Here is a 23,341-nt window from a genome sequence, read left to right as displayed (position 1 = left end):
TCCACGGATCAAGAGGAGGCAAGCCCATGTTCGGCCTGAAGCCCGGCGACCGTGTCCTGGCCGTCGCCCCGCACCCCGACGACGAAACCCTCGGCGCCGGGGGCGCCATCGCCCGCCTCACCGCCGCCGGGATCTCCGTACACGTCCTGGCCGTGGCGTGCCTGACGCAGCTCCGGTGGGGAACCCCCACCGACAGCCGGCTGCGACAGGGAGAGTTCAACGCGGCCTGTGACGTCCTCGGCGTCACCGGCCGCCGCATCGCCTGGAGCGATGTGGCCCCGGCCGGGGACCTCGCCGGTCATGTCGCGGAACTGGTCCGCCTCATCGAGGACGGCCCTGACCTGTCCCTGGCCGCGCTGGAGCCGGCCGCGCTCCTCATCCCGGCGGCGGGAGCCGTTCACCAGGACCACCAGGTTGTCCACCAGGCCGCCTACGCGGCGGCGAGGCCCAGCGGAGCGTTGCGTCACTGGCCCCGGATGGTTCTGGGCTTCCACGGCCCCGAGGACCACGCCTGGAGCCGGGAGGACACGCGCCCCACCGTGTGGGTCGACGTCACCAGTACGGCGGCGGTGAAGGACAAGGCGCTGGAGTGCTACGCCCGCGAGCTGCGTGATGGCGGCCACCCGCGGTCCCTGGAGCGGATCCGGGCGATCGACTCCGCGACCGGGGCGGCGTGCGGCGTCGAGCGGGCGGAGGCATTCGTGGCCTACCGGATGGCGTGCTGATGGGCGACGTACTGGTCGCCCATCAGCCGGCCTACCTGCCCTGGCCCGGCTACTTCTCGCGACTGACCGACGCGGACGAACTCGTCCTGCTCGACGACGTGCAGTTCAACGAACGAGGCTGGCAGAACCGCAACTACATCCGCGGCGCCGCGGGCCCGGTCAGGATCACCGTGCCGGTGCGCCGCCGCTTCGGCCAGAGGATCACCGACACCCGGATCGCCGACGGCGCATGGGCCGGGCGGCACTGGCGAAGCCTCGCCCAGACGTACGGGCGCGCCCCGTACTGGCCCGAGCACCGGGAGGCTCTCGAAGCCGTCTACCGGATGCCGTGGACTCACCTTGTGGACCTGAACGAGGCGCTGTTGAGGCTGCTGCTCGATGCGTTCGGCCTGCCTGTGGCGATGGTCCGCACCAGCGATCTGTCCCCGGCCGGACGGCAGACCGGCATGCTCATCGATCTCTGCCGCCAGCGGGGCGCGACGCGCCTGCGGGTGGGTACCGGCGCGCTGGCCTACCTCGACCACCGCCTGCTGGCCGAGCACGCGATCACGGTCGAGGTCGCCACGTACTCCCATCGCCCCTACGGCCGCGCGCCGGGCTGGCGGCCGGCCCTGAGCGCCCTGGACCTGCTGCTGCACCAGGGCCCGAACGCCGCTTCCATCCTCCGTGCCGGTGCACGGACCGAGACGAAGGTCAGCACCTGATGACGAGCCTGGACAACCCGCTGCCGCGCCCGCGTGTGGATGGCGAGCGGGTCGCCAACCTGTGCCGGCAACTCCTTGAGGCTGTGGGCGAGGACCCGCAGCGCGAGGGGCTGCAGGGCACCCCGCAGCGGTTCGCCCGCTGGTGGACGGAGTTCCTCGACCACGACCCCGGCCGCACCGACACCCTCTTCGAGGAGGACCTGCCCGCCGGCACCAACCGCGTCGTCATCGTGCGGGGCATCGTCGCCCGGAGCCTGTGTGAGCATCATCTGCTGCCCATGAGGCTGGAGTTGACGATCGGCTACCGGCCCTGCGGCAGCGTGCTCGGACTGTCGAAGTTCGCCCGGATCGTCGACACCCACGCGCACCGTCTCCAGCTCCAGGAGCGGATCGTCGACGGCGTCGCCGCGGACGTGGCCAAGGCGACCGGATCGGCCGATGTCGGGGTGGTTGCCGACGGCGCGCACCTGTGCATGAGCATGCGGGGCGTCCGCCAGGACCAGGCCCGCACCCTGAGCCACAACCTCAGCGGCGACTTCGCTGACGAGGGTGCCCTCGGCGGGCAGCTCCTCGCGGCGGCCGGGGCCGAGCAGCGGTGAGCGGGCGAGCACCCGGACAGGGCCGTCTTTCGCCGGAGGCAAGCCCGCGTGTGCTGGTGAGCGGACCGGTTCTTCCTCCGGGGAACGTACCTGCTGCCCAGGACGCGTCCACGGTAGCGGCTGGCGTCGATCCGGTGAAGTGGATCCGCATATCCGGCGGCACGGTTCCTGCCGGAGAGTGGCACCCCGCCCAGGAGGCGGCGGGGCTGTGGTGGGCGGCGACGCCCCTGACAGTCGCCGGGGTGCCGGTCACCGGCCTGACACTGCCCCATGCCGCCCAGCTCGCTCACCGGCTCGGTGCCAGGGTCCCGACGTCCGCCGAATGGGAGTGGATGGCCTCCGGCGGAGTCCGCCGCTTCCCCTGGGGCGACGACGCACCGAGCCGAGGCCACGCCAACCTGCGCGGCCTCGGTCCCGGCCACCCCACACCGGTCCGAACCCGTGCGGCCGGCCGCACCCCGGACGGCCTGTGGGACGTCGGCGGCAACGTCTGGGAGTGGACGACGGCCCCCTGGCGCCGTGACCGCGTCGCCCTGCTCCGCGGCGGCTCCTACAACTCCCTCGCCCAGTACGCCGAGTGTGCCCACGCCAACGACGTCCCGCCCGGCATCACCTCCCCAGGCATCGGGCTGCGGCCCGTCAGAGACACCGCCCCCACCCCGCCAACCCATGGAGACACCCCATGAACGTCGCCTTCGTCCTGCTCACCCACAACCCCGACGAGCCCGCCGGGATCGAGCGCAGCATCGCCGCACTCGCCGTCGGCCTGCGCGAACTCGGCCACCACGCCCTGATCATCGCCGCCGGGGCGGGAACCGCCGCCGACGGCGAGGACCTGCTCCGCCTGACCAGCCTGACCCTGCCCCGACCCGCGCTGGAGGAGAACCTCACCGCCCTCCTGGCCGATCCCGCTCCCGTGGAGGAAGAGGTCCGCGGGCTTCTGGCCGGCCACGCGGTAGACCTGGTGTGCTGGGTGGACGCGGTGTGGGGGCTGGGCTACCTCAGCCCGGCCCCGGCCGGGACGGCCACCGCACTGATGGTGCACGTCCCGCGCACCGACGCCCCCCTCTACCGCAGCCTGGAGCACCGCCCGGGCCGGGTCCTGACGATCAGCGATTTCATGGTCGAGGAACTGGCCCGCGAGGGCGTGGACTCCAGCGACTGGGCCGTGCTCCCCAACGCCCTCATGCACACGCTCACGCCGCCGGTGCGGGACGAGCGGGAGGCGCTGCGCGAGCGCGGGCCGGTGCGGATCGTGGCCCGGGCCGAGCCGCACAAGGGCATCGCCGAACTGCTGAAGGCGTACCCGGCCGGGCTGGGCAGGCCAGTGCAGATCGTGCTGGCCGAGGCCGGATTCGAGTACTGGCCGGGCATGCAGAACGAGGTGGTCACCGAGTGCCGGGCCCTGGCCGCTGGTCTGCCCAACGTGGAGATCCTTCCGGCCCTGCCCTGGCAGGAGGTTCCGGGCTTCCTCGCGGGGGCGGCCGTCACAGTCGTGCCCTCGACCAGCCCTGAGACGTTCGGGAACGTCGCCGCGGAGGCACTGTCGGTGGGGACGCCGGTGGTCGGCTACGGGCTCGGGCACCTGCCGGCCCTCACCGGGCCGGCCGGGCGGATGACCGCGCTGGAGAGCGGGCCCTGTGTCGTGTGGGAGGCGGTGACGAGCCTGCTCGACGACCCGGCGGCCTACCGCACGGCCTCCGACCAGGGGCCGCGTCAGGTCGCCGCCCACACCCCGGCGGCCGTCGCCCAGGCGTTCCTGGACGCGACCGGCCCGGCCAGGTGAGCGGGCGTACGGCGGCGCACTCGCTGATGCGGCAGGCCGTCGGTGAGCGGGCGCTGACGCGGGCCGCCCGCCAGTGCATGGGGCGCACCGGCTCCCCCGGTGCCGACGGCATGACCTGGAAGACCTTCCGCCAGGACCTGCCTGGTCGCATCGAGGCGCTGTCCGCGGCCCTGGCCGACGGAACCTGGCGGCCCGGGCCGCTGCGCACCGAGGAGTTCGACGCCTGGGGCAAGCGGCACACCGTCACCATCCCCACGGTCACCGACCGGATCGTCCACCGGGCGCTGCGCAACGCGATCGAGCCCGTCCTGGAGCGGGACGCCTACCCGCCCTGGATGTTCGGCTGGCACCGGCGGGCCGGGCGGCCCCTCGCGGTCGCAGCCGCCGCACGCCACCTGAGCGCCGGCCTTACCTGGGTCGCCGACATCGACGTCGCCGCCGCCAGCCGCGGCGTCGCCCTGGAGGAGGCGGTCACCTCCGTCGCCCGCTTCGTCCACGACGGCAGCGTGCTCGCCCTCCTGCGCCGCATCCTGACCGCGCTGCCCGACCCTCTCGCACCGGGCAGCGGCCTGAGCCCGATGCTGACCAACCTCCGAATGACCCCCGTCGACCAGCAACTGACCGGATGGACGGCCGTGCGGATGACGGACAACTACACCCTGTTCGCCACCACCGAACCCGAGGCTGAATCCGCCTACCGGCACCTGACCGGACTGCTCACCGCCCACGGGATGAAGCTGGCACCGGCGAAGTCGAAGATCTGGCGCCCGAACCCGGAAGACCTCTACGCCGCCGGCTGACACACAAGGAGGAGCCCTCGTTGTCCACGACCAACGCGCTGCTGTACTGCGCCGTGAACGGCATCGCCAACAACACCAACGGCATCGGCCGCCAGACCAAGACCTTCCTGGCCACCCTCGCCCGCCACCACCACCGCCTGAGCGCGCACACCGGCGCCTTCACCCCGTACCTCGCGGTCCCCGAGCCCGGCCCGGCCACCTGGGGCTACAACGAGGACGACCTCCGCTACGCCCGCCGCGTCGTCGAAAGGCTCGGCGGCCAGGTGATCACCCTGCCCTACGACACCCGCCGTCCCTTCTGGCACCCGGACACCTGGCGGCACCTGTCCTGCGAAGCCGCCCGCGCCGCCGGACACCTCGCCGACCGGCACGAGAAGGTGCTGGCCATCGGCGTCGACACCCCCTTCGCCGGACTCGCCCACCACGCCGGCGCCCACTCGGGCGTGGAGGTCCTGCTGGCCTTGTTCTCCACCGCCCGCATCACCGAACGCCCCCACCCCGACTTCGGCCGCGTCACCTGGGAGGAAGAGACCATCGCCGCCGCCAACCGCCACCCAGGCACTTGGGTCGCCGACATCGGCAACTTCCTCACCCGCCACCTCAAGGACCAGTACGGTCTCGATCCGGCCAGCCTCCGGTCCTGGCCGTCCGGGCTTCACCTCACCTCCGCCGACCTCACCCCACCGACCAGGACCGAAGCCGAACGCATCGTGCGCGCCCTCGGCATCCCGACAGGTCGGCCGGTCGTCGCCGCAATCGGGCGCACCGACCACACCAAGGGCCTCGACCTCCTTATCGAAGCCCTCGCCCCGCTGCGCGACGACGTCCACCTGGCGATGGTCGCCGTCCCGACCGATGACGACCGCGCCGCCCTGCTGGACTCCTACCGCCACCGCAGCGCCGACCTCGGACTCAGCGCCACCATCGTCAGCCGATACGACCGGGACATCCCCCGCACGCTGGCTGCCTGGCCCGACACCTTCGCCATGGCCGTCCCCAGCCGCGGCGAGACCCTGGCCAACATCGTCTTCGAGACCGCCCTGTGGGCCCAGCACACGGGAGCCGTCGTCCTGGCCCCGAACATCGACGGCTTCCCCGAACAGATCACCGACGGCCGCACCGGCCTCCTCTACGCCCCCACGCCCGGCGCCCTGACTGCCGGCCTGCGCCGGGCGCTCACCCTGACCAGCGACGAACGCACCCGACTGCGCACCGCCGCCCACCGCAGAGTCGTCGCCGAACGCAACGCCGCCGAACACCTCGCGATACTGCTGGCCACATTCTGGCAACCCCGCACCACCCCCGTGGCTAGACTCCTTGGTCATCCGGCACCGGATGCCCGTACGCCGCGGTCACAGGCACCCACCAGCACGCAGCACCCCCTGGAGGCCACGCCATGACCGCACCCCTGCTGCTCGTCGACGGCCACTACCTCCTCCACCGCGCCTGGTACGGGTTCGCCGCCCGCATCACCAGCCGCGACAAGACCATCGACCGCACCGGCGTCTTCGGCTTCACCGCGCTCCTGCGAAAAGCACAGGCACAGCACGCCGACGGATTCGAGATCTTCGTCGTCTTCGACTCCGAGGACGGCTCCCAGGCCCGCGCCGGACAGGACAGCGACTACAAGGCCCAGCGGCCCGCCCCCGAACCCGGCCTGATCGAGTCCCTCGCCCTGGTCAAGCACGCCCTCGACCACACGGGCGTCCGGTGGATCGAGCAGGACGGCTGCGAGGCGGACGACGTCATCGCCACCCTGGCCACCGGCGCCCGCGCCGAAGGCCGCGCGGTCGACATCATGACCACCGACAAGGACTACATCCAGCTCCTGGCCGACCCCAGCGTGCGCCTGCTGAACACCGGCCTCGCCATGGAGCGCCGCTACACCGCAGGCGAGCACATCCTCCCCCGCTACGGAGTCCTCGCCGAGCAGTGGCCGGACTTCCGCGCCCTGATGGGCGACCCCGCCGACAACATCGGCGGCGTCCGCGGCATCGGCGCCAAGACCGCCGCCCGGCTCCTGACCGACGGACGCCGGCTCGAGAACATCCCGGCCGACGAGCTGCGCCCGACCTGGACGGCGCAGTGGCAGCAGGTCCTGCGCTGGCGCGAGATGATCAAGCTCGACACCAAGACCGCACTCCCCGACAACCTCCTCACCACCATCCCCGCCGCGCCGCTGCCCACGGCCGCGCACGTCCTGGAAGCGCTGGACCTGTGGTGACCGGGCCAAAGATCGCGATATGGGACTTCGACGGAACGCTCGGCCACCGCCGCCACGGCACCTGGGCCGAGTGCCTCCTCGAAGTCCTGGACATCCAGCAGCCAGGCCACGGCTGGGCGTTCCCCGAGATGTTCGAGGCCCTCGCCACCGGCTTCCCCTGGCACGCCGCGCAGGACCCCCACCCGCACCTGAACGACCCCGACGCCTGGTGGGACCACATCACCGCTGTTGTCACCGGAGCACTCACCCGCCTCGGCACAGCCCACCCGCAGGCCGCGGCGGCAGCCACCCGAGCCGCCTACACCGACCGCACCGCCTGGAGCCTCTACCCGCGAGCCCTTCGCGTCCTCGACCAGCTCACCACGCACGGCTGGCAGCACGTGCTCCTCTCCAACCACGTCCCCGAACTCCCCGCCATCCTGGCCGCCCTCGGCATCGACAACCGGTTCCGCGCGGTGATCAACTCCGCCGCCAGCGGCTACGAGAAGCCCCACCCTCAGGCATTCCGCCTCGCCCAGGAAGCCGCAGGCCCCGCCCAACGGCTCGTCATGATCGGCGACAACCCCCAGGCCGACGCCGCGGGCGCCCGGCACGCCGGGATCGACGCCATCTGGGTCCGGCGCAACCAGCACACCGACACACCCGACCTCGACGCAGCCGCAGGCATCCTCCTGACCCCTATCCCCATTTCGAACCGGCGCCACCCTGCCCTGCACGAGGTACCCCCGCTGGAGCCAACCGCCCCCGGAGCCCTGCCGATCCGGTAACGTCACCGAGGTCCGCACCGCGGAAGCCCGGCAGCGCCCCGGCCCATGGCGCACCGGAGCCACCGTGCACGACACCATCCCCGCCCCCGCGCAGGCCGACTGCCTCACCGCCTTCGGCGCCCTGCGCACCGACACTGACCCGGACCCCGAGACGACGATCGAGCTCGGGGAGGGCTGCAACCGTTTCCCGCCCTCCCCGGACCTCGCCCGCTACCTCTCCACACTGCTGGACCGCTTCATCCGCGACGAGACCCTCTCCGCGTACGCAGGACGCCGCCCGGCCGGCAGCCGGGCGGCGACGGCCGAACTCCTCGGCAGCCACCTGAACATGCACCTGGACGCCGCGGACATCTTCTTCACCCGCGGCGGCACCGAGGCCATCAACCTCACCATCGCCCACCTCGCCGAAACCGGACACGGCCTCGTCCTGCCCCTGCCGAACTACTACGCCTTCGACCAGTCCGCCGTCCGCTGGGGAGCCCCCGTCACCGCCTACTACCGGCACGACGGCGCCCTCCACCACACCGGCACAGCCCTCGCACCACGCACTTGCCTCGTCGAAGTCCTCCCCAACGGCGTCACCGGTGCCCACCACACCCTGCCGAAGCAGGCCAGGCCGGACTTCACCCTCATCGACATCCCCTTCCAAGTCTGCGCCGAGGGTCCTCAGACGGCAGCGATACTCCGCGACCGCGTCCACGGAATCGTCCTGGAAACTGCTGCCCTGATCCTCGTCGAAAGATCTCTCCCTGCCCGGCCTTCGCGCGGCGGTCGTCGTCACGCGGAACAAGGCACTGCGGGGCCACCTCCGCCGCGACCGGTTCGAGCGGATGGCCATGAGCGGCGACCCTGTCGGCGAGGTCGTCATGCTCTTCTACGCCTCCCTCCTCGCCGTCGAGGACGCCCCCCGCGAGCAGACCCGCAAGCTGATGCAGATCGCCCAGGACTGCGTTCACCGTGCCGGTCTGCCCGCGCTCCCCGACGAGGAGACCTACCTCCGCGTCCGCGACCACCTGTCCGTCATGAGCGAACGCTTCCGCCGCAACGCGCTCGCCATCGAAGATCCCCGGTCGCCGCTCCAGCCCATCACCGGCCTCCAGCCCACCACCGGCTACTCCGCCTTCGCGGAACTCCGCGCACCCCAGGAAGACTTCCTCCAGTGGGTCGCACGGTGCGGACGATCCGGACTGCGGCTCAACCCGACCGTCGTCCACGGCGGCACCACCGCCGCCTGGGAAACGCTGTACCCCGGTGCTCAGCTCTTGCGAATCAACCTCTCAGAGGACCCGGCTGCCGTCGATCAAGGTCTGAGCCGTCTACGTCACTTCGCGGCCGACCCGTTTCCGTGGGCCCTGGAAGCGTGCGGCGAGCCATCCCGCGAAGAGAGCGGAACGGGCCGTTGACCTGACCCGCCGAGCAGATGTTCGTGACGTCGGCAGAACCCGCGCACTGGCCGGCCGCCGTACGGCTGCTGATGTTCACGACCGGCCGCAGCGCCTGGAGAGTCGGTGTTTCGGCCAATCCGCCTCAGGCAGGATCTCTTGCGCGGCAAGGGTCGGTGCACTGCGCACCTTCAGGAATCGGCTCAACCGCAGCATGGGCAGCCCGACCGAAAGCGCAGGTGTTCGAACTCGGTGCGGCGTCGTTGAGCACGGCGACACCACCAGCGTGCCCGCGAGGGGAACTCCTTGAGGGGTGCTCCGCGTTGCAGGCCGCCTGGAAGGGGATGTCGGCCTCCGCCTCGATCGAAGACTCGCCCTCGTGCACGTACATCGCCGCTCTCGGGCGCGTCTGGGGAGATACGGAGCGAATCAGGACCGGGCTCGCCACTGAGTCGTCAAGGCCCGTGGGGGGAGAGCCAGTCGGGATCGCATAGGAGGAGACCGTCGTCAGGGGCAATGGGCAGCGCGTCGCCGGTCAGAGCCGCGTCGGCGAGGCGCGCGGGCAGGTGCGCACAGGGCAGGTCGAAGAAGGAGTTCGGCGTGCTCGGCCGGGGAGGGCAGGGTGCGGGGGCTGTGCGCGGGGCGTCGAGTGTCAGCAGTTGGGTCGCTTCCTTGAACGCCTCGTCGGTGAGCACGCTGAAGATCCGTACCGGTTCGCCTAGGTTTTCCCAGCCGACCACGTCCAGGAGGCCCGGCGCGACCTGTAGTGCGGGTGTCTCATCGGCCCGTGGACGCAGTGCGACCAGCCGCCGGGGCCCGTAGGGGAAGGCCACCAGGAGCAGGGATCGCTCGCACACCGTGTCGAGCAGCCGCAGGGCTTCCTCGGATCGGTTCTCGATCATGGAGCGTGTTACGCTCCCCGGCCGTTCGGCTGCGCCGCTGGAGACGAGAGCGTGCATCAGTTTCGGCTCGAGGAGACGCAAAACCAGGTTGCGGCCGAGAGTGACGGTGCTCGGATCGCCCCCCACCTCATCCTTGGTCCGATTGAGCAATCGGCCGATCACCAGCCTCGCTCGGGCGCTGTAGTCCACGGAGCGGCGCAGGAAGTCGTCGCGCAACGGCCCGGTGCTGGAAGTCGGGCGGGACAGAAGCGAGTCCGCGAGGCCGCGCAGGGCCCTGCCGTTGCCGTTCTGGAAGGGTTCAGGCTTGCGGGCGTTGTCCAGGAGCGAGTCGATCTTGGACTGGAGAAAGCGGTGGGCGTCGAGCCATAGAGGCAAGATCCAGTCGTTGTTCAGGCGGTCGAACCTCTTGGTGCCCTGAAGCACGTCGAGGTAGAGGGTGTTGAGGTCGGTGGTCCAGGTCCGTCCGTCCTCCGCGCGGATGTGGGGGCGCAGCGTGGGAGGCAGTACGGGCAACCGCTGGAGGAGGACCGCGTCGGGCGAGGGGGTGGCCGGTTCGGTGGCTGCAGCCCGGTCCAAGAGGAAGCGCACCGCAGCGCCGCCTGTCACCGTCGTAGCCCTGTTTCTGCGGAATAGGGAAGGCCATTCCTCGGGAGCCACCGGCTGTTTGGAATCCACCAGCTGTCCGGTACGTAGCGTCGTGGGCCCGGGGTCGATGACGAGCAGGAGGTCACAGTGGACGATCTGCCGCAGTTCTTCCTCGGTCACACGCAGCGAGCGGGCGAGGCGGGTGCCGGCCTCGCCGCTGAGGTACCAGGGGTGGACCACCGGAGCAGGAAGCTCGATGTGGCCGAAGCGGCGCCCGCGTTCCTCGGGCGAGACCAGCGTGCGCCCGCACTGGGCGCACGTCTGGCCGACGTCCCAGTGGCGGTGGCGTTTCCCGCAGACGCACTCGTCGTCACGGTGCGGGCCGAAGATGTCGGGGCACAGGAGCCCACCGGGTACCGGCCGCCCGGTCCTCAGGTCGAGGAGGGAGTCGTTCAACACTTCGCCGTACGAGAGGGCGATCACGTCGGCGTCGGTCATCGGGCGTAGGCGGACCGCGCCGGTGTCGAGGTGCGGCTCGATCCGGGCGCCCCGCAGTGTCAGGTCGAGTCGGCGGACAGCGTACGGCGGCGCGTCGGACAGGTCGCTCGCCCGGTCCCCCGGGGGACATAATGATCCGCCGCCCGACTCCAGCGCGGCCCGCAGCTTCCTGCGCCAGTCCGTACAGTCGCTGCGCGGTCCGTACAACTCCATCGCCAGATGGCGCGCCCCCTGCCCGACGAGCCACTTGAAGTCCTCGGGCTCGACTATCTGTGCGCCGTTTCCGCCGGTGCTCTGTAGTGGCTGGTTGATGAGGGAGTAGTTGCCGACGGAACGGGCTCCGGTGTCCGGCCCTGCCAGGCCGTGGGCTGCGAGGCGGACGCGGACGGTGCGGGTGCTCTCGCCTGCGGGCGGGGCCCAGGGGTGGTCGGGCGCCACGATCAGGTCCGGTTCGTCCGGGCTGCCCGCGAAGTGTCGGAGCGCGGGCCCGCCGAGGACACCGCACACGACCGCGCGGGCGCCGGCCTCGTCGTCCAGGGCGTCCCCGTGCTGCAGCGGCTGGTCCACGGCGACCGTAATGCTGAGGCGGGTCTGCGGGTTGCCGATATGAGTCAGGTGCCGCCCGGGTGCAGCGGGGATGGAATCGGTCGCCAGGGCACCGGTTATCCGCTGCTGAAGAACGTGCCCGGGGAGCCGGCCAGGCATCCTCAGTGACGTGTCACACAGTATCTTCGGTACGTCGTCCCTGAAGATGGCAGCCAGCAGGCGTTCCTCCGGCGTGCGTGGTGCCTTATCGCCCAGGGGGGAGGCGGCCCCGACAAGGAGTTGCCCGGGTAGCACCGGCCGGCCCGGGGTGGCCAGGCCGCAGGGTTCCAGACTCGACCTGTGCTCGTCGGCCGTGAACGGAGGTCTCGCGGTGAGGCAGGCGCCCTCGCACAGCGTCGAGCCCACCTGGTGCAGCGTCGGAACGGTGAGTGCGTCCGGGCCTGATAGCCGCTCGTTGACCAGGACGGCGGTGCCCTGCAGCCGGGGCGAGGCGACAACGGTGACCTGTGCGGACACGCCACCGTGACCCACGAGATCGCCGATGCCGAGACCGCTCACGCCCACCCCGCGCAGCCTTAGCCAAAAGCCGAGTGTGTAGCGCGTGCCTGGCCACCACACTCCGCTCGACAACTCCCGTGCGTTCCATATTAGTTCACGGCGGAACCGGGCGTACGAGCCTCGGTGTGTCAGCAGGGTGCGGCGTAGCGCAGCTTCGAGGAGCGGGCCCAACTGGGTCCGTCCGTCGTAGCGCAGCATGTCTTTGAGGCCGAGGAACCGGTCGCCCTCGCGGTGGTCGGACGCCCATGCGTCCCAGAAAACGGCGGGCGCATCGAAGACGATCTCGCCGTTCCGTTCCCGCACACCGAGCGGGAGTGGGACATCCATCAGTTGAAGGCGCTTGTGCCGGGTCGTTCCCTGCGGGTCCTCGACCACGAGGTCCAGCGTGAGCGGCACCGTGAAGTGGTAGGCGTCAGCCTCCTCGTTCCGCAGCCGCCACAGGTTCGTCAGGGTGACCCGGGTCCCGCAAGCGGGACAGACGGCGTAGCCGATGGGGCCTGTGCAGGTGGAGCAGGGGAAGTCCGCGGTCGTGCCGGTGATCCTGCCGTTCCCCGATACGGCCCCGCACGGGCAGGCATGGTCGTAGCGCCGGGCGAGACCGGTCAACCGGCCGCAGGAGCAGGTCCATTCGCCGAGTTCGTAGCCGGCCAGGCGCAGGCGGGCCCCGTCAGACCGGCGGCTGGCGGAGGGGGCGCTGTCGCGGAAGGCGCGGCCCAGCACCGCGGGCAGTCCATTGCCGGTCCGCTCGTGCGGGAGCCGGTCCAGCTGGAGGAAGTCGGCGTACTCGCGGCAGTGCTCCTGGGCCAGTGCGCTCTCGGGTGTTCCGAAAGGGTGCTGCTCCAGGAGAAGCACCTGGACGTATCTCAGGAAGTCGGGCTGCCGGGTCAGGAAGTAGCTGCGCGCCACGTGCAGATCGCCGCGCAGCGCGTTGACCCCGAACATGGACTGGCGCAGGTGCCGGAAGCGCTCGTCGAGGACCGTGTCGTGCAGGTCGTCGGGCCGCTCTTCGTCCGCTGCCAGCCGGGTGGTGTTCTCGATCGTGTACGGCGTGGGGCACTGGCGCCAGCTCCGCGCATGGGCCGCGAGAGCGTTGCGGATCCGTTTGCTGGACACCAGCGCGTTGACATCGTCACGCAGGGAGCGGTCGAACGGCATCGGCTATCCGATCCTGGCGCGGCCCCGGAAGTACTCCCGGAAGCGTGCGTGGCAGAAGCTGTACTCCTCATTGCCGCGGTGCGGTGCGAGGCCGGGCACGACCCGGCGGTGGACGAGCAGGAAGCGGTGGATCTCCCGCAGAATGCTGTCGAAGTTCAACCAGGTGAGCCCATCGACGAGGGTGCACAGGTCCATCCCCGAGAGCGTGCCCGCCTCCAGGAGGAACCCGAGGATCTCGACGTGCTCGGCTCGGTGGGCACTGCGGTTGAGCTGTTCCAGCTGCTGGTCCAGATAGCCCTCCAGACCGGTAGGGACACGCTCGACATTGTCGCGGGTGAGCACACCCGTGGCCGCGTCTTCCACCAGGAACCGCACATAGAACGGGTCGCCGGCCGAGACCCGGTGCATCTGCGCGACGAAGTCCGCGTCCCGCGCCAGGACGGCCGCCGAGCCGCCCGCCATCCGCAGCAGTTCGACGAGCGCCTGCTCGTCCAGACCGGGCAGGCGCAGATGCAGGCCCACGTCGGCCGGGGACAACGCGATGTCGTCGAGACACGACCGGTCCCCTTGTGCTCGGCCCGAAAGCACGAGCACCAACCCCTCCGGCAGCCGCCGCGGCAGCAGAGTCCGCAGCTGGTCCGGCGGATCCAGCTCGTCGACAGCGTCCAGCAAGACCACCGTCGGCTCCTGCGGCGGACGCTTCATGAGGGCGTGGAACTGCCGCTCCAGGCTCTTGAGCCCGCCGCCGCGCACATGGGCGGGGTCCAGCTGCTCGCACAAACACTCCAGTGCGTCCTCGGGGCTGGTGGGGTCGAATCCGCCGCCCCTGCGCCGGTACGCCTGGCTGATGAAGTGGTAATGGAACTCAGGGTGTTGACGGACCAGGTCCGCCAGGAGAGAGGTCTTGCCGTATCCCGACAGCGCCTCCACGAAGACGTAGCCGGTGGCCCGGTCCCGGATGAACTCCATAACCTGCGCGCTCTCGTTGCGGCGCCCCGCGAACAGCCGGGTGTGCTGTTCGATGAGATCACTGAAGAAGTCCCGCGCCAGCGGCTCGCCCGGTGCTCGCACCTCCTGCTGCTCCACCGCCTGCTGGTGCAGGCGCAGAAGCGGATCCGGATCCGTACGCAGGACCTTCGCCAGAGCGATCACGGTGGCCCTGGTCGGGACGCCCGGTCCGTTGAGCGCCTTGCTGACGGTGGTGTGGCCCAGACCCGCCGACCTCTCGACAGCAAGCATCGTGATACCGAGCTCGGCCCGCCGGTCCCGCAGCAGCAGCTTGAGCTCCTCCAGAGGCCGCGCCGCCCCACCCCGCCCGTCCGTCATCGCAATGAGTGACCTCGTACAGATTCGTTCGCACGAACGCCGGTGTACAACGCCTCCGGCATGGTCGTGCTCGGACAACTCTCCTACAAAGAACGGAGCTTGACCCATGTCCGTCGCGCTGGCCTCCCCGCCCGTGTACGCCCTCATTCTACTTGTCGCAGTCCTCGCCGCAGCCTTTCTCTCTCTTCTGGTTGCAGTCGTCGCAGGACTGCTCACGCGCTGGGACGGTGCCTCCCTGCCCGGCTCTCTCCTCCGCGCGGGCACGGTCTTCGGCGCCGCCATGACCCTGCTCTGCGGCCTGATCGCGCTGGGCGTGGCCGCGACGACCTGAAGCCTGCCGCTCCTACGGCGACCCGCTCGGCCAGGTGCTCGCGTTCATCCCTGTTGAGTAAACCGACGTGGCTTTCCCCGGAGTACCCGCCTCGTAAGGTCCCAGACCGCCACCACCTGCCTGGCATCCGTGTACTGCGCGGGCGCCCGCTGCCATTCTTCGTCGGCCAAACCCAAAGGCGAGGCCGTAGCCCAGATGTGCGACTTCCAGCGCCAGGGCCTGGGCATCCAGCGCGTGGGCGATGCGCCTGGGCGTGTGCGCTGATATCGCCCAACGCCTCGTTCAGCCGCCCGCCTGTAGCTCGGACGATGACCCGTCGTGCACAGATGCCCTGATGAAGTCGACGATGGCCTTGAGGCCCGGTCGATAGCCATCCGAGGTATCGACCGTCAAGGTAGGGACGTCCAGCGAGATGGGCACGAAGGAGTCAAGGGAGTGCTTGCCGGTGGCGATCGCTTCAAGCAGCTCCTGGTCGCCGTGGGCAGCCCGGTGCACGTTCTCCTTGGCCCGCTGGGCAATACGGTCGCGGGCGACGTCGGCTGCGGTGGTGCAGCGGATGACGCGGAGGTGCGCAAGACCGGTGAGCGGTTCGAGATTCGGCCGCCACAGCCGGTCCTGGAAGGCGGCTTCGGCGACCACCGTGACGCCAGCTTTCAGGAGCACTTTCAGCACGCCGAAGAAGGCGTCGAGGGTTGGGTAGTTGAGGGGGTCGTCGCCGCCGCTCCGGTAGCCAGGGTGGGACAGGACCATGCCCTGTTTGATCTCGTCTCGGATGATCGCAGGGCACCCGAGGGCATGGTTGAGTTCGTGCGCGAGCGTGGTCTTCCCTGTTCCGGAACTGCCGTGGACGATAACGAGTGTCGGTGTGCTCATCGCGTGTTTTCGCAGGTCAGCATGAGTCCCGGGCATGGCGCTCCGATCGGGCGAGGGCGGATGAGCGCAGTGTTCTTCGCGAGCCGGAAGGCAACGATTCCGGGCTCGCGGAACAGTCTGGCGTATTCGCGGGGGTGGTGTTGGGCCATCGAGGGGGCAGGTCGGTGTTCCATCAGGCGTTCGATGACGAAGCCCGCCTCGGCGATCTCTGCGACCCAGCCTGCGTGGTGGCGGCGAACCGGACCGACAGGTGTCGATGCTGCCGCCCTCCGGGCGCCGCAGTATGTCGAGCCGGGCAACAGTACCGAGGAGTTCGTCGATGGAGCGCGACACTCTGGTCCCCCAGTGGTTATTCTTGTCGCCTCACAGGGGGAAGGTAGAACGCCGAGAGCGTTCCCTCCTCACTTCGATTGAGGAGGGAACGCTCTCGTAGCAGTTGCACCTGCGGCTAGGGGCTGAGGTCGAACCTAGCCCTGATCGGCGCCGAACTCACCGTTGCTGGCGGCATAGACGAAGCTGCTCCAGGCCTCCGTGGGAAGAGTGAGGTGCGCTCCCTGCTTGTTCTTGGAGTCACGTACGTGTATGACGCTTCGGGCGTCTCGCGACGCGCCTGACGGCGAGGGCACCGCGCACTCGATGCAGTCGCCTCCGTTCTGGCCGCTGTAGCTGCTCTTCCACCATGTGAGTTCCTGTTTCAACAGAGACTCTCCTTTCCTTGATGTTGGCGGCCTTTCGATTGAAGGCCTCCCAGGAGACTGCCTGGGCAGCAGCGCCGCACCGAACCCGCCACCGGGACGACCGGCGCGCTGAACCGGCCCCGACGCGTGATCGCGGCGGCATAACGTGCGCGCGGAACACGCCCACGCATGCCTGCAGGATGGAACGCGCCGCCATGAATACGCGCGGCGCTGCTGTCCTGCGCACGGGCGTGTTGCCCGTCAGGCTGGCTGAGGGATGCCGACGAGGCGGCTGTACGTGTAGGCGAAGGGCAGGTCGACGTACCTGCGGAGCGACACCGGCTCGGCGCAGCACACCACGGCCAGGGAGGGCGTGCCGTCGGTGGTGGTCGGTTATCGGCCCTCATCGCCCTTCGGGGCGATCTTGTGCAGGTCGCGGGTGAACTCGACGATCAGGTGCCGTTCGTCGTCGGTGTCGAAGAGTTCGTCGTCGCGTTCCTCCAACTGCTTCAGCAGCTTGCCCAGGTCGTGGCCGGCCCTCTTCTGCGTCGGCCCGAGGAGGGCCTTCAACGAGAGCTCGGCGAGCTGCCGGGCGAGGAAGAGCGCCGGCTGTGGGGCTCGGGCGTCGATCGCCGTGATGGCGGCCGTGTGGAACTCGGTGAGTGTGTCCTCGGGCGGGCTCACGCAGTTGGTGCGGGACAGGCACAAGGCGTCCGGCCATTCGTGTTCGGTGTCCATGGTGCCGAAGGGTTGATGTAGGTCATGGCGGGCATTGTGTCTGGCTGTGTCACGAACGGCTTTTCTCCGGACGAGCAACGTGTGCGCGCTGTTGTCCTTTGTGGCCGTCATGTCCCCCTGCATTCAGTAGAGTTGGCTGGTTTTGCTACTCGTGGCGGAATCCTCTCGTGCACCACTGGCCACAGCTGTGACGTCACTCACTCGGTGCGCGGCACGCTGCCGCAGACATGCCACACCTGACGCGGCGTCACCCCAGGTCAGGACCCATGTACCGACCGTCACTTGATCACGTTCCGCCGATAGGCGGTCTCGGTGCGTGATTTCCGGCCGGGCGGACATGCGCGATCAGCCGATCCGGCCGATTGAGTAGTCCGCGACGGCACCCCCAAGGTGCCGGGCCCGCATCAGCCCTCAATGAAGAGGTTCCATGACCGACGACGTCCGTGAGGAGACCGCCGGCCGCAGCCCCGTGGCCGAAGCCCCGCTCCCGCTCCCGCTGGAGTTCGAGGCCCACTACCTCACCAACCAGGAAGCGTTCCACGAGTACGCCCTGTTCATCCTGCACACGAACGACCGCGCCGAGCGGGCTGTGCACCGCGCCTTCCTGGAGATCCTGCGGCACTGGGACGGCCTGCTCGCCGAACCGGACCTGCAGGAGCAGACCTGGCGGATCATGCGCCGCGTCGTCATCGACGACCTGATCGGCAGCCTGCGCGAGAACCTCGCCGCGATGGACAGCGGCATCGGCCTGTACCCGGCCCTCAGCAAGCTGCCCCCGCGCCAGTTCGACGCAGTCGTCCTGCGCTACATCGCCAAATACGACACCAAGCACATCGCCTGGTACATGGGCCTCACCCCCAGCACCGTCAACCACCACTGCCGCAAAGCCCAGGAACGCCTCGCCCCCGTCTACCGCCGCGCCACCCGGCCCATGAAGAAGGACACGCTGTGAACACCTGGGAGAAGGCCTTCGCCGACGCCGACACCTCCACCCGCGAACCCCGCCGCCCCTTCGACGTCGGCGCCGGACTGCGCCGCATCGCCCAGGACGCCGGCTACGTCCGCCCGGCCCCCCTTCACGCTCCCCGGGCCCCGGGCGCCCGCCGCCGTCTCGGCGTCATGGCCCGCTGGAGCGTGACCCAGGCCGGGGCCGCCGCCCACATGGAGGAACTGGCCGCGCTCCTCGGCGACGACGACAACGCCGCCCGGTTCGACGGCTGGACCCCGAACGTCGACATCGACGGCGTCCAGGTCTTCGCATGCATGCTCTACCTCGCCCACCAGCCCGAAAGCGCCCGCTTCTGGTGGAGATTCGCGGCCGGCGCCGGACACGGCGGCGCGGCCTACTGCCTCTACCTCGACCACCTCGGCCTCGGCGAGGACCGCGAAGCCCGCTTCTGGAAACGGCAAGTCACCACGCTCTTCCGCACCGGCCCCATCCGGACCCCCGCCATCGACCCCGACGAGTTCCTGGAAGCCCTGGAAACCTTCACCGGCTACTCCGCCCGCCACTACACCTGCCGCACCGTCCCCACCCGGCGCCTGGAAGCCGAATTCGAGCGCCTGGCCGACCAGGACACCGACGGCCTCGTCTGCCGCCCCGACGCCCGCCTCGCCGACCGCATCCACGAACTCGCCAGCCAATGAAAAACCCGGCCGGGGCCGAAGGTTCCTACGCCGCCCAGCCCCCGCCGGACCCCAACACAACCCCGAAGAACGGAGCACCTCCGTGCACAGTAGCCACCACCCCGACACCACGGACCAGAACCAGCGAATCCACCACACAAAGCACTGGCTCGCACGCCGCCGCCACGCCCTGCTCTCCAGCGCCCTCCGCGGCGCCGCCTACGCCACCGGGGCCGGGATCGTCGGCCTCGGCTTCTGGTGGATCCAGCAACAGCCCTGACACGGACCCGCGCCGCCCATCGACGGACCCGGCCAGAAGATCGGTCTACCGTCAATCACCGACGAACCGCCAGCGGCACGGCCGGGCCACCACTACACAAAAAGGCCGAAAGATCGCCCTCCGGTCCCACGCCCGGGGGCGGCTCGGTCCAACGGGGAGGCCCGGCAGCTTGCGTGATCACCGTCATCCTCCGGCTGCGCTGGCGCACTGAGGCCCGCAGCCGACTGGACGAGAAGTTCACCGTGATCATCGTCCTGGCCCTGAGCGTCAGTGCCCCGTGCCACGCTGTTCCCCAGCCCGGCGGTGACCTCACCTCGAAGCCGATGCCACCGCCGGGCAACACCGGGCAGCTGTAGGGTCCGCGTTCCGATGTCACACGGCGACTCCATAAGCTGCGCTCTCGTCTGAATCCGCACTCCATGTCATCTTGATCATTCCGGATCTCGTGTCATTTTCCTGCGCGGTGACTTGAAGACGAGGGGCTCTCTTGGAGCGTGGACTTCAGTCTCTCCTCGGTCTCCCTCAGTGCCTCACGCAACTGATCCCGTTCGGCCTCGGTCTCCCGCAGCCGCGCCATGCCCGCCCTGAGCTGGTCCCGCTCCGCGCGCAAGATTCTGAGCTCTGCCGTGGCCAGTTGCAGGTCGGCCGCCAGTGACTCGGCCGAGGCGTCCGAGCCCATCTCCGTCTCCCGTGGCGAAAGAGGTGGGTGCGGGCGCGCTCGGCGCCCGCCGGGAACTCAGAGCCGCTCAGGCGCCTACGGCATGTCCGTGGAGTAGGCCCAGGTCGCCCGACCTCGGTTCACGCGAGATGGAAGTTGGGCGACCTGGGCCAGAGGGGACCGCGTCAGGCAGGGAAGGGTCAGACCTTCACCAGGTCGTACGTACCCGTACCGTCCTGCCTGCCGCTGGAGTACTGGCGGATCAACTCCCCGTCCGCGTACCGGTCGTGGCCCAGCATCGAGCCGGTGTACTTGTTCTGCAGGCCGATCTTCGAGCCGCCAGGTACGTCGCGATAGATGTAGAACCGCTGGAGGTCGTCCTCCCCGCAAGGGGCCGTTGTGAGGTAGGCCTGCTCCTGGTTGGCGATGTTGGCCGGGATGGTCGCGCACCCGCCATTGCCCCAGTTCCACAGGGACGCCTCGATAACCCCGTTGCGCTCCGTCACGTTGCACAGCCGCCAGTTGTCCAGGTGGGCGCTGGTCCAGTTGGATTCGCGCAGCCGGATGCCATCGTTGGCCAGGACCGGTGCGCTCCAGTTCAGGGGCTTGCCGGGGACGTGGATCCTGTAGACGTCAGGCTGGCAGTTCAGGGCGGCCCGCGTGGCGGGCGCACTGGTCCGCGCGGTGGCCGCCTTGCCCGCTGTGCCCTTCGCCGCCGCGTTCCTGGCCGCGGTGGCCTTGGCGGAGGCCACCGGCCCTGGTGCGTGTCCGGCCCGGGGCGGGGTCTCGCAGTCCAGGAGACCCTGCGCCTTGCGCATGATGCTGTTGGCGGGCACCTTGTCCTCGCAGCGCACCGCGCCCTCTTCGAGGGTGGTGTAGGTGGTGTAGCTGCCGCTGTCGGGTCCCTCGATCCACTTCAGCGCCCAGCTGCCGTCGCCCTGTTGGACGCGGTTGCAGTTGAGGCTTCCGTAGGTGCCGGTGACCTTCTTGGTGCCCTTGTAGACGCCGTAGTAGCCGGGGTCGTTGAAGTTCCAGCTGACCGAGGTCGACTCGCTGCTGGTGGAGGAGTAGTTCACCTGTACGTTCAGGCCCAACATCGCGCCGACGGTGCCGAGGGCCTCGACGGCGAAATCGCCCTTGATCTCGCCGTTGAGGCCGACGGAGACCGAGATGGTGGTCTGGGTGCTGGTGGTGACGTTCTGGTAGCCGGTCGAGCCCGCGGTAACGTACCAGCCCTTGAAGTGGGTGATCGTCGGGGCGACCTCCGTGCTCTTGATGATCGGGTGGCGTTTGCCGAGATCGGCTGCGGTACAGGCCTGGCCGGGCTGGACCGTCTGCCCGGCGGCGGCGGGCGCGGCCGGGGTGGCGGCGGCCGGGGTGGCGGCCAGGCCCACGGCGGCCGTCGCCGTGGCTATGAGCGCTCCGAGCCCTCTGCCCAGGCGGGTTCCTGTGGTGCGGCGCATCGTCGTTTCCCCCTGCTGTGCGTGGTCCGTGAGGTGAATGTGAGTGAAATTAGCGCCGCCGGGGGCGGCAGGGCGATACGACAACTGGCCAAATGCGAAGAACTGTCCCGTTCTCGGTTGGCATGAACGGGAGTTGCCCGGTTCCATACCTTCGGTGTGCCCGCCAAGGGGCCACCGACGGAAGGGACCACCTTGTGAAACACGCCAGACGCGGCATGGCGGCGATAGCCTCACTCGCCCTCACCGCAGCCCTTCTCGCCCTGGGTGCCCCACCGGCCGCCGCCGCAAGCCCCAAGCCCCCCGCGTCGGCCCCGGGCATCGAGTACACGGCCAAGCCCGGCGACGGTGCTCAGCGCAGCAGCAACGGCAAGGGGACGGCGGAGATGCCGATATCCCCCGACAACCCCGCAGGCACCGAGTGGCTGAACGACTGTCTCGGTTCCTCGGACGCCCAAGACCCCGACGGCCGCGTCTACAACCGGTTCAAGTGGTGCCAGGAATACGAAATCAAGAACAGTTACTACAAGAAGGTGGACGGCAAGAACGTCCTGAAGGGCACCAACAGGATCAAGTTCCAGGCCGCCGCCATCGGCTACAACGACACCCGCGCCACCCGCGTCTTCTTCCGCGCCAAAACCGGCCAGGTCAACTACGACGGGTGGAACCCCTTGGAGAAGCGGACCGTCGCCCCGAACCTGAAGCTGGAAATCACCCCCGAATGCGTGCCGGGCGCCAATCAGCCCACCACTGCCACGTGCGGCGTCGGGCGGTCTCCGGCGAAGATGGAATGGGCCCAGTGGAGCAACTTCCCTGACTGGGTCTACTGGGACGTCTCCTCCAGCGGTGGCAAGGGCGAGGACCAGGTCGCCTTCCACCAGTGGCGCCTCTACATGAACGGCGCGAGCCCGGGATACGAGCAGAGCACCGAGCGCGGTGAGGGCCCCCCGATCGGTATCCGCTGCGACTCGGCCGACTACTTCAAGCACGGCCCCAAGAGCTACCCGCACGCCTGCATCTACACCAACGCCTACCCGGTGATGATCTACAAGATGAGCGAGAACCCGCAGGTCGGCCAGCACATCCGGGACGCGCAGAACAACCCGGACTCCACCTGGCCCAAGAAGCCCAAGGACGGCCACTCCAAGAGGATCCCCGGCAAGTGGCATGTCAGTGAGGGGCTGCGCGGCGCCCCCCTGCACCGGGTGCCCAGCCGCGATGAGGGCGGAACGATCGCCGACGAGAACGAGAGGTGGAAGAAGTCGGCGTGCGGGCAGAACAAGGGCCTCAACCCGTGGGCGCCGTACTACGACGCCACGACGGGCCTGCCGCCGTATCCTGCTGGGCTCCAGTGCGACGAATACCCGTTCTCGTCCACCGACGAGGGCGCGTCCGACCCCAAATGGGATTTCTCGGTGCGGGCCGTGGGCGAGACCGACAACACCTCGGCGGGCGCCAAGCTCCGCGTGTTCTACACCAACGACCGGATCCTGATGTTCCTCGATGACTTCTGGGTGAACGTCGTCGACGCGTGACCTTCCAGGTCCCGGTGTGAGTCCGCTCATACCATCTGAAGCGCCATCGCTCTCCCCTTTTGGTGAGGATCGGGGTACGGGCGGTGGCCCGGCCGCGCCCCGACCCCTTCCAGGGGGTTGGCGCCCTTCCCCGGCGTTCCGGTCTGCTACCCGGCCACACAGCCCAGGCGGGCCTGGAGGTAGGTATGCCGCAGCCCTTGTGGACCGGAGCGATCAGCTTCGGCCTGGTCACGATTCCGGTCAAGATCATTAGTGCTACCGAGGACCGGTCGGTCCACTTCCATCAGGTTCACCTGGAGGACATGGGCCGGGTCCGTACCCGGAAGGTGTGCGAGCTCGACGACGAGGTCGTGCCGCAGGAGGAGGTCGGCAAGGGCTACGAGCTCACCAAGGACCAGGTGGTCCCAATTTCTGATGAAGAGCTCGACGAGATGCCGCTGCCGACCGCCAAAGCGATCGAAATCATCGCGTTCGTCGACGCCGACAGCATCGACCCGATCCGGATCAGCGACTCCTACTTCCTCGCCATCGACGGACAGGTCGCCGCCAAGCCCTACACCCTGCTCCGCAAGGCGCTGGAACGTTCTGACAAGGTCGCCGTCACGA

The 23,341-nt window shown here is 69.5% G+C and carries 23 protein-coding genes and 1 pseudogene; 17 read left to right on the top strand and 7 right to left on the bottom strand.

Features of this window, described 5'->3' with window-relative positions; translation table 11 throughout:
* The first annotated feature begins 26 nt into the window (after positions 1-26).
* The 10 genes from ACF08M_RS30095 to ACF08M_RS30050 all read left to right on the top strand — a co-directional run bounded on the left by ACF08M_RS30095 (position 27) and on the right by ACF08M_RS30050 (position 9,008).
* Positions 27-725 (top strand): PIG-L deacetylase family protein, encoded by a 699-nt coding sequence (locus ACF08M_RS30095; protein WP_392188411.1) that lies wholly within the window; start codon positions 27-29, stop codon positions 723-725.
* A complete protein-coding gene (locus ACF08M_RS30090) occupies positions 725-1,429 on the top strand; it encodes a WbqC family protein (RefSeq protein WP_392188410.1) in 705 nt (234 codons plus the stop codon). Before ACF08M_RS30095 ends, ACF08M_RS30090 begins: the two co-directional genes overlap by 1 nt.
* Positions 1,429-2,028 carry a GTP cyclohydrolase I gene (folE, locus tag ACF08M_RS30085; protein ID WP_392188409.1) on the top strand — a complete coding sequence of 200 codons (600 nt, stop codon included), beginning with the start codon at positions 1,429-1,431 and terminating at the stop codon, positions 2,026-2,028. The genes ACF08M_RS30090 and folE overlap by 1 nt, the downstream gene beginning before the upstream one ends.
* 134 nt (positions 2,029-2,162) lie before the next feature.
* Positions 2,163-2,714 (top strand): formylglycine-generating enzyme family protein, encoded by a 552-nt coding sequence (locus ACF08M_RS30080; protein WP_392188408.1) that lies wholly within the window; start codon positions 2,163-2,165, stop codon positions 2,712-2,714.
* Positions 2,711-3,814 carry a glycosyltransferase family 4 protein gene (locus tag ACF08M_RS30075; protein ID WP_392188407.1) on the top strand — a complete coding sequence of 368 codons (1,104 nt, stop codon included), beginning with the start codon at positions 2,711-2,713 and terminating at the stop codon, positions 3,812-3,814. Before ACF08M_RS30080 ends, ACF08M_RS30075 begins: the two co-directional genes overlap by 4 nt.
* Entirely contained in the window at positions 3,811-4,614 is an 804-nt protein-coding gene (locus ACF08M_RS30070; RefSeq protein ID WP_392188406.1) for a reverse transcriptase domain-containing protein, read from the top strand. Before ACF08M_RS30075 ends, ACF08M_RS30070 begins: the two co-directional genes overlap by 4 nt.
* A 20-nt stretch (positions 4,615-4,634) precedes the next feature.
* Positions 4,635-6,014, top strand: a complete 1,380-nt coding sequence (locus ACF08M_RS30065; protein WP_392188405.1) for a glycosyltransferase family 4 protein — start codon at positions 4,635-4,637, stop codon at positions 6,012-6,014.
* Positions 6,011-6,838 carry a 5'-3' exonuclease H3TH domain-containing protein gene (locus ACF08M_RS30060; protein ID WP_392188404.1) on the top strand — a complete coding sequence of 276 codons (828 nt, stop codon included), beginning with the start codon at positions 6,011-6,013 and terminating at the stop codon, positions 6,836-6,838. Before ACF08M_RS30065 ends, ACF08M_RS30060 begins: the two co-directional genes overlap by 4 nt.
* Positions 6,835-7,605 carry an HAD family hydrolase gene (locus ACF08M_RS30055; protein WP_392188403.1) on the top strand — a complete coding sequence of 257 codons (771 nt, stop codon included), beginning with the start codon at positions 6,835-6,837 and terminating at the stop codon, positions 7,603-7,605. The genes ACF08M_RS30060 and ACF08M_RS30055 overlap by 4 nt, the downstream gene beginning before the upstream one ends.
* 836 nt (positions 7,606-8,441) lie before the next feature.
* Positions 8,442-9,008: a hypothetical protein gene (locus ACF08M_RS30050; protein ID WP_392188402.1), complete on the top strand. Its 567-nt coding sequence runs from the start codon at positions 8,442-8,444 to the stop codon at positions 9,006-9,008.
* A gap of 434 nt (positions 9,009-9,442) precedes the next feature.
* Here ACF08M_RS30050 and ACF08M_RS30045 read toward each other — a convergent pair whose 3' ends face one another.
* Positions 9,443-13,231, bottom strand: coding sequence for a hypothetical protein (locus ACF08M_RS30045; RefSeq protein WP_392188401.1), 3,789 nt, complete (start codon positions 13,229-13,231; stop codon positions 9,443-9,445).
* A 3-nt stretch (positions 13,232-13,234) separates the two neighbouring features.
* Positions 13,235-14,557: a helix-turn-helix domain-containing protein gene (locus ACF08M_RS30040; protein WP_392188400.1), complete on the bottom strand. Its 1,323-nt coding sequence runs from the start codon at positions 14,555-14,557 to the stop codon at positions 13,235-13,237.
* A gap of 106 nt (positions 14,558-14,663) precedes the next feature.
* Here ACF08M_RS30040 and ACF08M_RS30035 point away from each other — a divergent pair, with 106 nt between their 5' ends.
* Positions 14,664-14,888, top strand: a complete 225-nt coding sequence (locus ACF08M_RS30035) for a hypothetical protein (RefSeq protein WP_392188399.1) — start codon at positions 14,664-14,666, stop codon at positions 14,886-14,888.
* A gap of 282 nt (positions 14,889-15,170) precedes the next feature.
* On the opposite strand, the gene ACF08M_RS30030 is transcribed toward ACF08M_RS30035, so the two are convergent.
* The 3 genes from ACF08M_RS30030 to ACF08M_RS30020 all read right to left on the bottom strand — a co-directional run bounded on the left by ACF08M_RS30030 (position 15,171) and on the right by ACF08M_RS30020 (position 17,176).
* Positions 15,171-15,761: an AAA family ATPase gene (locus tag ACF08M_RS30030; RefSeq protein ID WP_392188398.1), complete on the bottom strand. Its 591-nt coding sequence runs from the start codon at positions 15,759-15,761 to the stop codon at positions 15,171-15,173.
* 467 nt (positions 15,762-16,228) lie between these two features.
* On the bottom strand, positions 16,229-16,459 hold the full coding sequence (locus ACF08M_RS30025) for a DUF397 domain-containing protein (RefSeq protein WP_392188397.1): 231 nt from the start codon (positions 16,457-16,459) through the stop codon (positions 16,229-16,231).
* Between the two features lie 372 nt (positions 16,460-16,831).
* Positions 16,832-17,176, bottom strand: coding sequence for a hypothetical protein (locus tag ACF08M_RS30020; RefSeq protein ID WP_392188396.1), 345 nt, complete (start codon positions 17,174-17,176; stop codon positions 16,832-16,834).
* A gap of 427 nt (positions 17,177-17,603) precedes the next feature.
* Between ACF08M_RS30020 and ACF08M_RS30015 the strand changes: the two genes are divergently transcribed.
* From ACF08M_RS30015 to ACF08M_RS30000, 4 genes are all read left to right on the top strand, one after another.
* The gene (locus ACF08M_RS30015) at positions 17,604-18,128 is read left to right on the top strand and encodes an RNA polymerase sigma factor (protein WP_392188395.1); all 525 of its coding nucleotides are present in this window, start codon (positions 17,604-17,606) and stop codon (positions 18,126-18,128) included.
* Entirely contained in the window at positions 18,125-18,823 is a 699-nt protein-coding gene (locus ACF08M_RS30010; RefSeq protein ID WP_392188394.1) for a hypothetical protein, read from the top strand. The genes ACF08M_RS30015 and ACF08M_RS30010 overlap by 4 nt, the downstream gene beginning before the upstream one ends.
* Before the next feature lie 82 nt (positions 18,824-18,905).
* Positions 18,906-19,082: a hypothetical protein gene (locus tag ACF08M_RS30005; RefSeq protein ID WP_392188393.1), complete on the top strand. Its 177-nt coding sequence runs from the start codon at positions 18,906-18,908 to the stop codon at positions 19,080-19,082.
* Between the two features lie 173 nt (positions 19,083-19,255).
* Positions 19,256-19,438, top strand: a complete 183-nt coding sequence (locus ACF08M_RS30000; protein ID WP_392188392.1) for a hypothetical protein — start codon at positions 19,256-19,258, stop codon at positions 19,436-19,438.
* A gap of 92 nt (positions 19,439-19,530) precedes the next feature.
* Here ACF08M_RS30000 and ACF08M_RS29995 read toward each other — a convergent pair whose 3' ends face one another.
* A complete protein-coding gene (locus ACF08M_RS29995) occupies positions 19,531-19,761 on the bottom strand; it encodes a hypothetical protein (RefSeq protein WP_392188391.1) in 231 nt (76 codons plus the stop codon).
* A gap of 179 nt (positions 19,762-19,940) precedes the next feature.
* Positions 19,941-21,203: a hypothetical protein gene (locus tag ACF08M_RS29990; RefSeq protein ID WP_392188390.1), complete on the bottom strand. Its 1,263-nt coding sequence runs from the start codon at positions 21,201-21,203 to the stop codon at positions 19,941-19,943.
* A gap of 194 nt (positions 21,204-21,397) precedes the next feature.
* Between ACF08M_RS29990 and ACF08M_RS29985 the strand changes: the two genes are divergently transcribed.
* Complete coding sequence (locus ACF08M_RS29985) at positions 21,398-22,735, top strand: NucA/NucB deoxyribonuclease domain-containing protein (protein WP_392188389.1); 1,338 nt, start codon at positions 21,398-21,400, stop codon at positions 22,733-22,735.
* 185 nt (positions 22,736-22,920) lie between these two features.
* A pseudogene (locus ACF08M_RS29980) lies at positions 22,921-23,341 on the top strand (Ku protein); the annotation flags it as partial.

It is taken from the genome of Streptomyces sp. NPDC015032, from assembly GCF_043080425.1.
Classification (GTDB): Bacteria; Actinomycetota; Actinomycetes; order Streptomycetales; family Streptomycetaceae; genus Streptomyces.
Note: the sequence above shows the minus strand (reverse complement) of the source record. Positions and strands in the feature narration are given on the sequence as shown.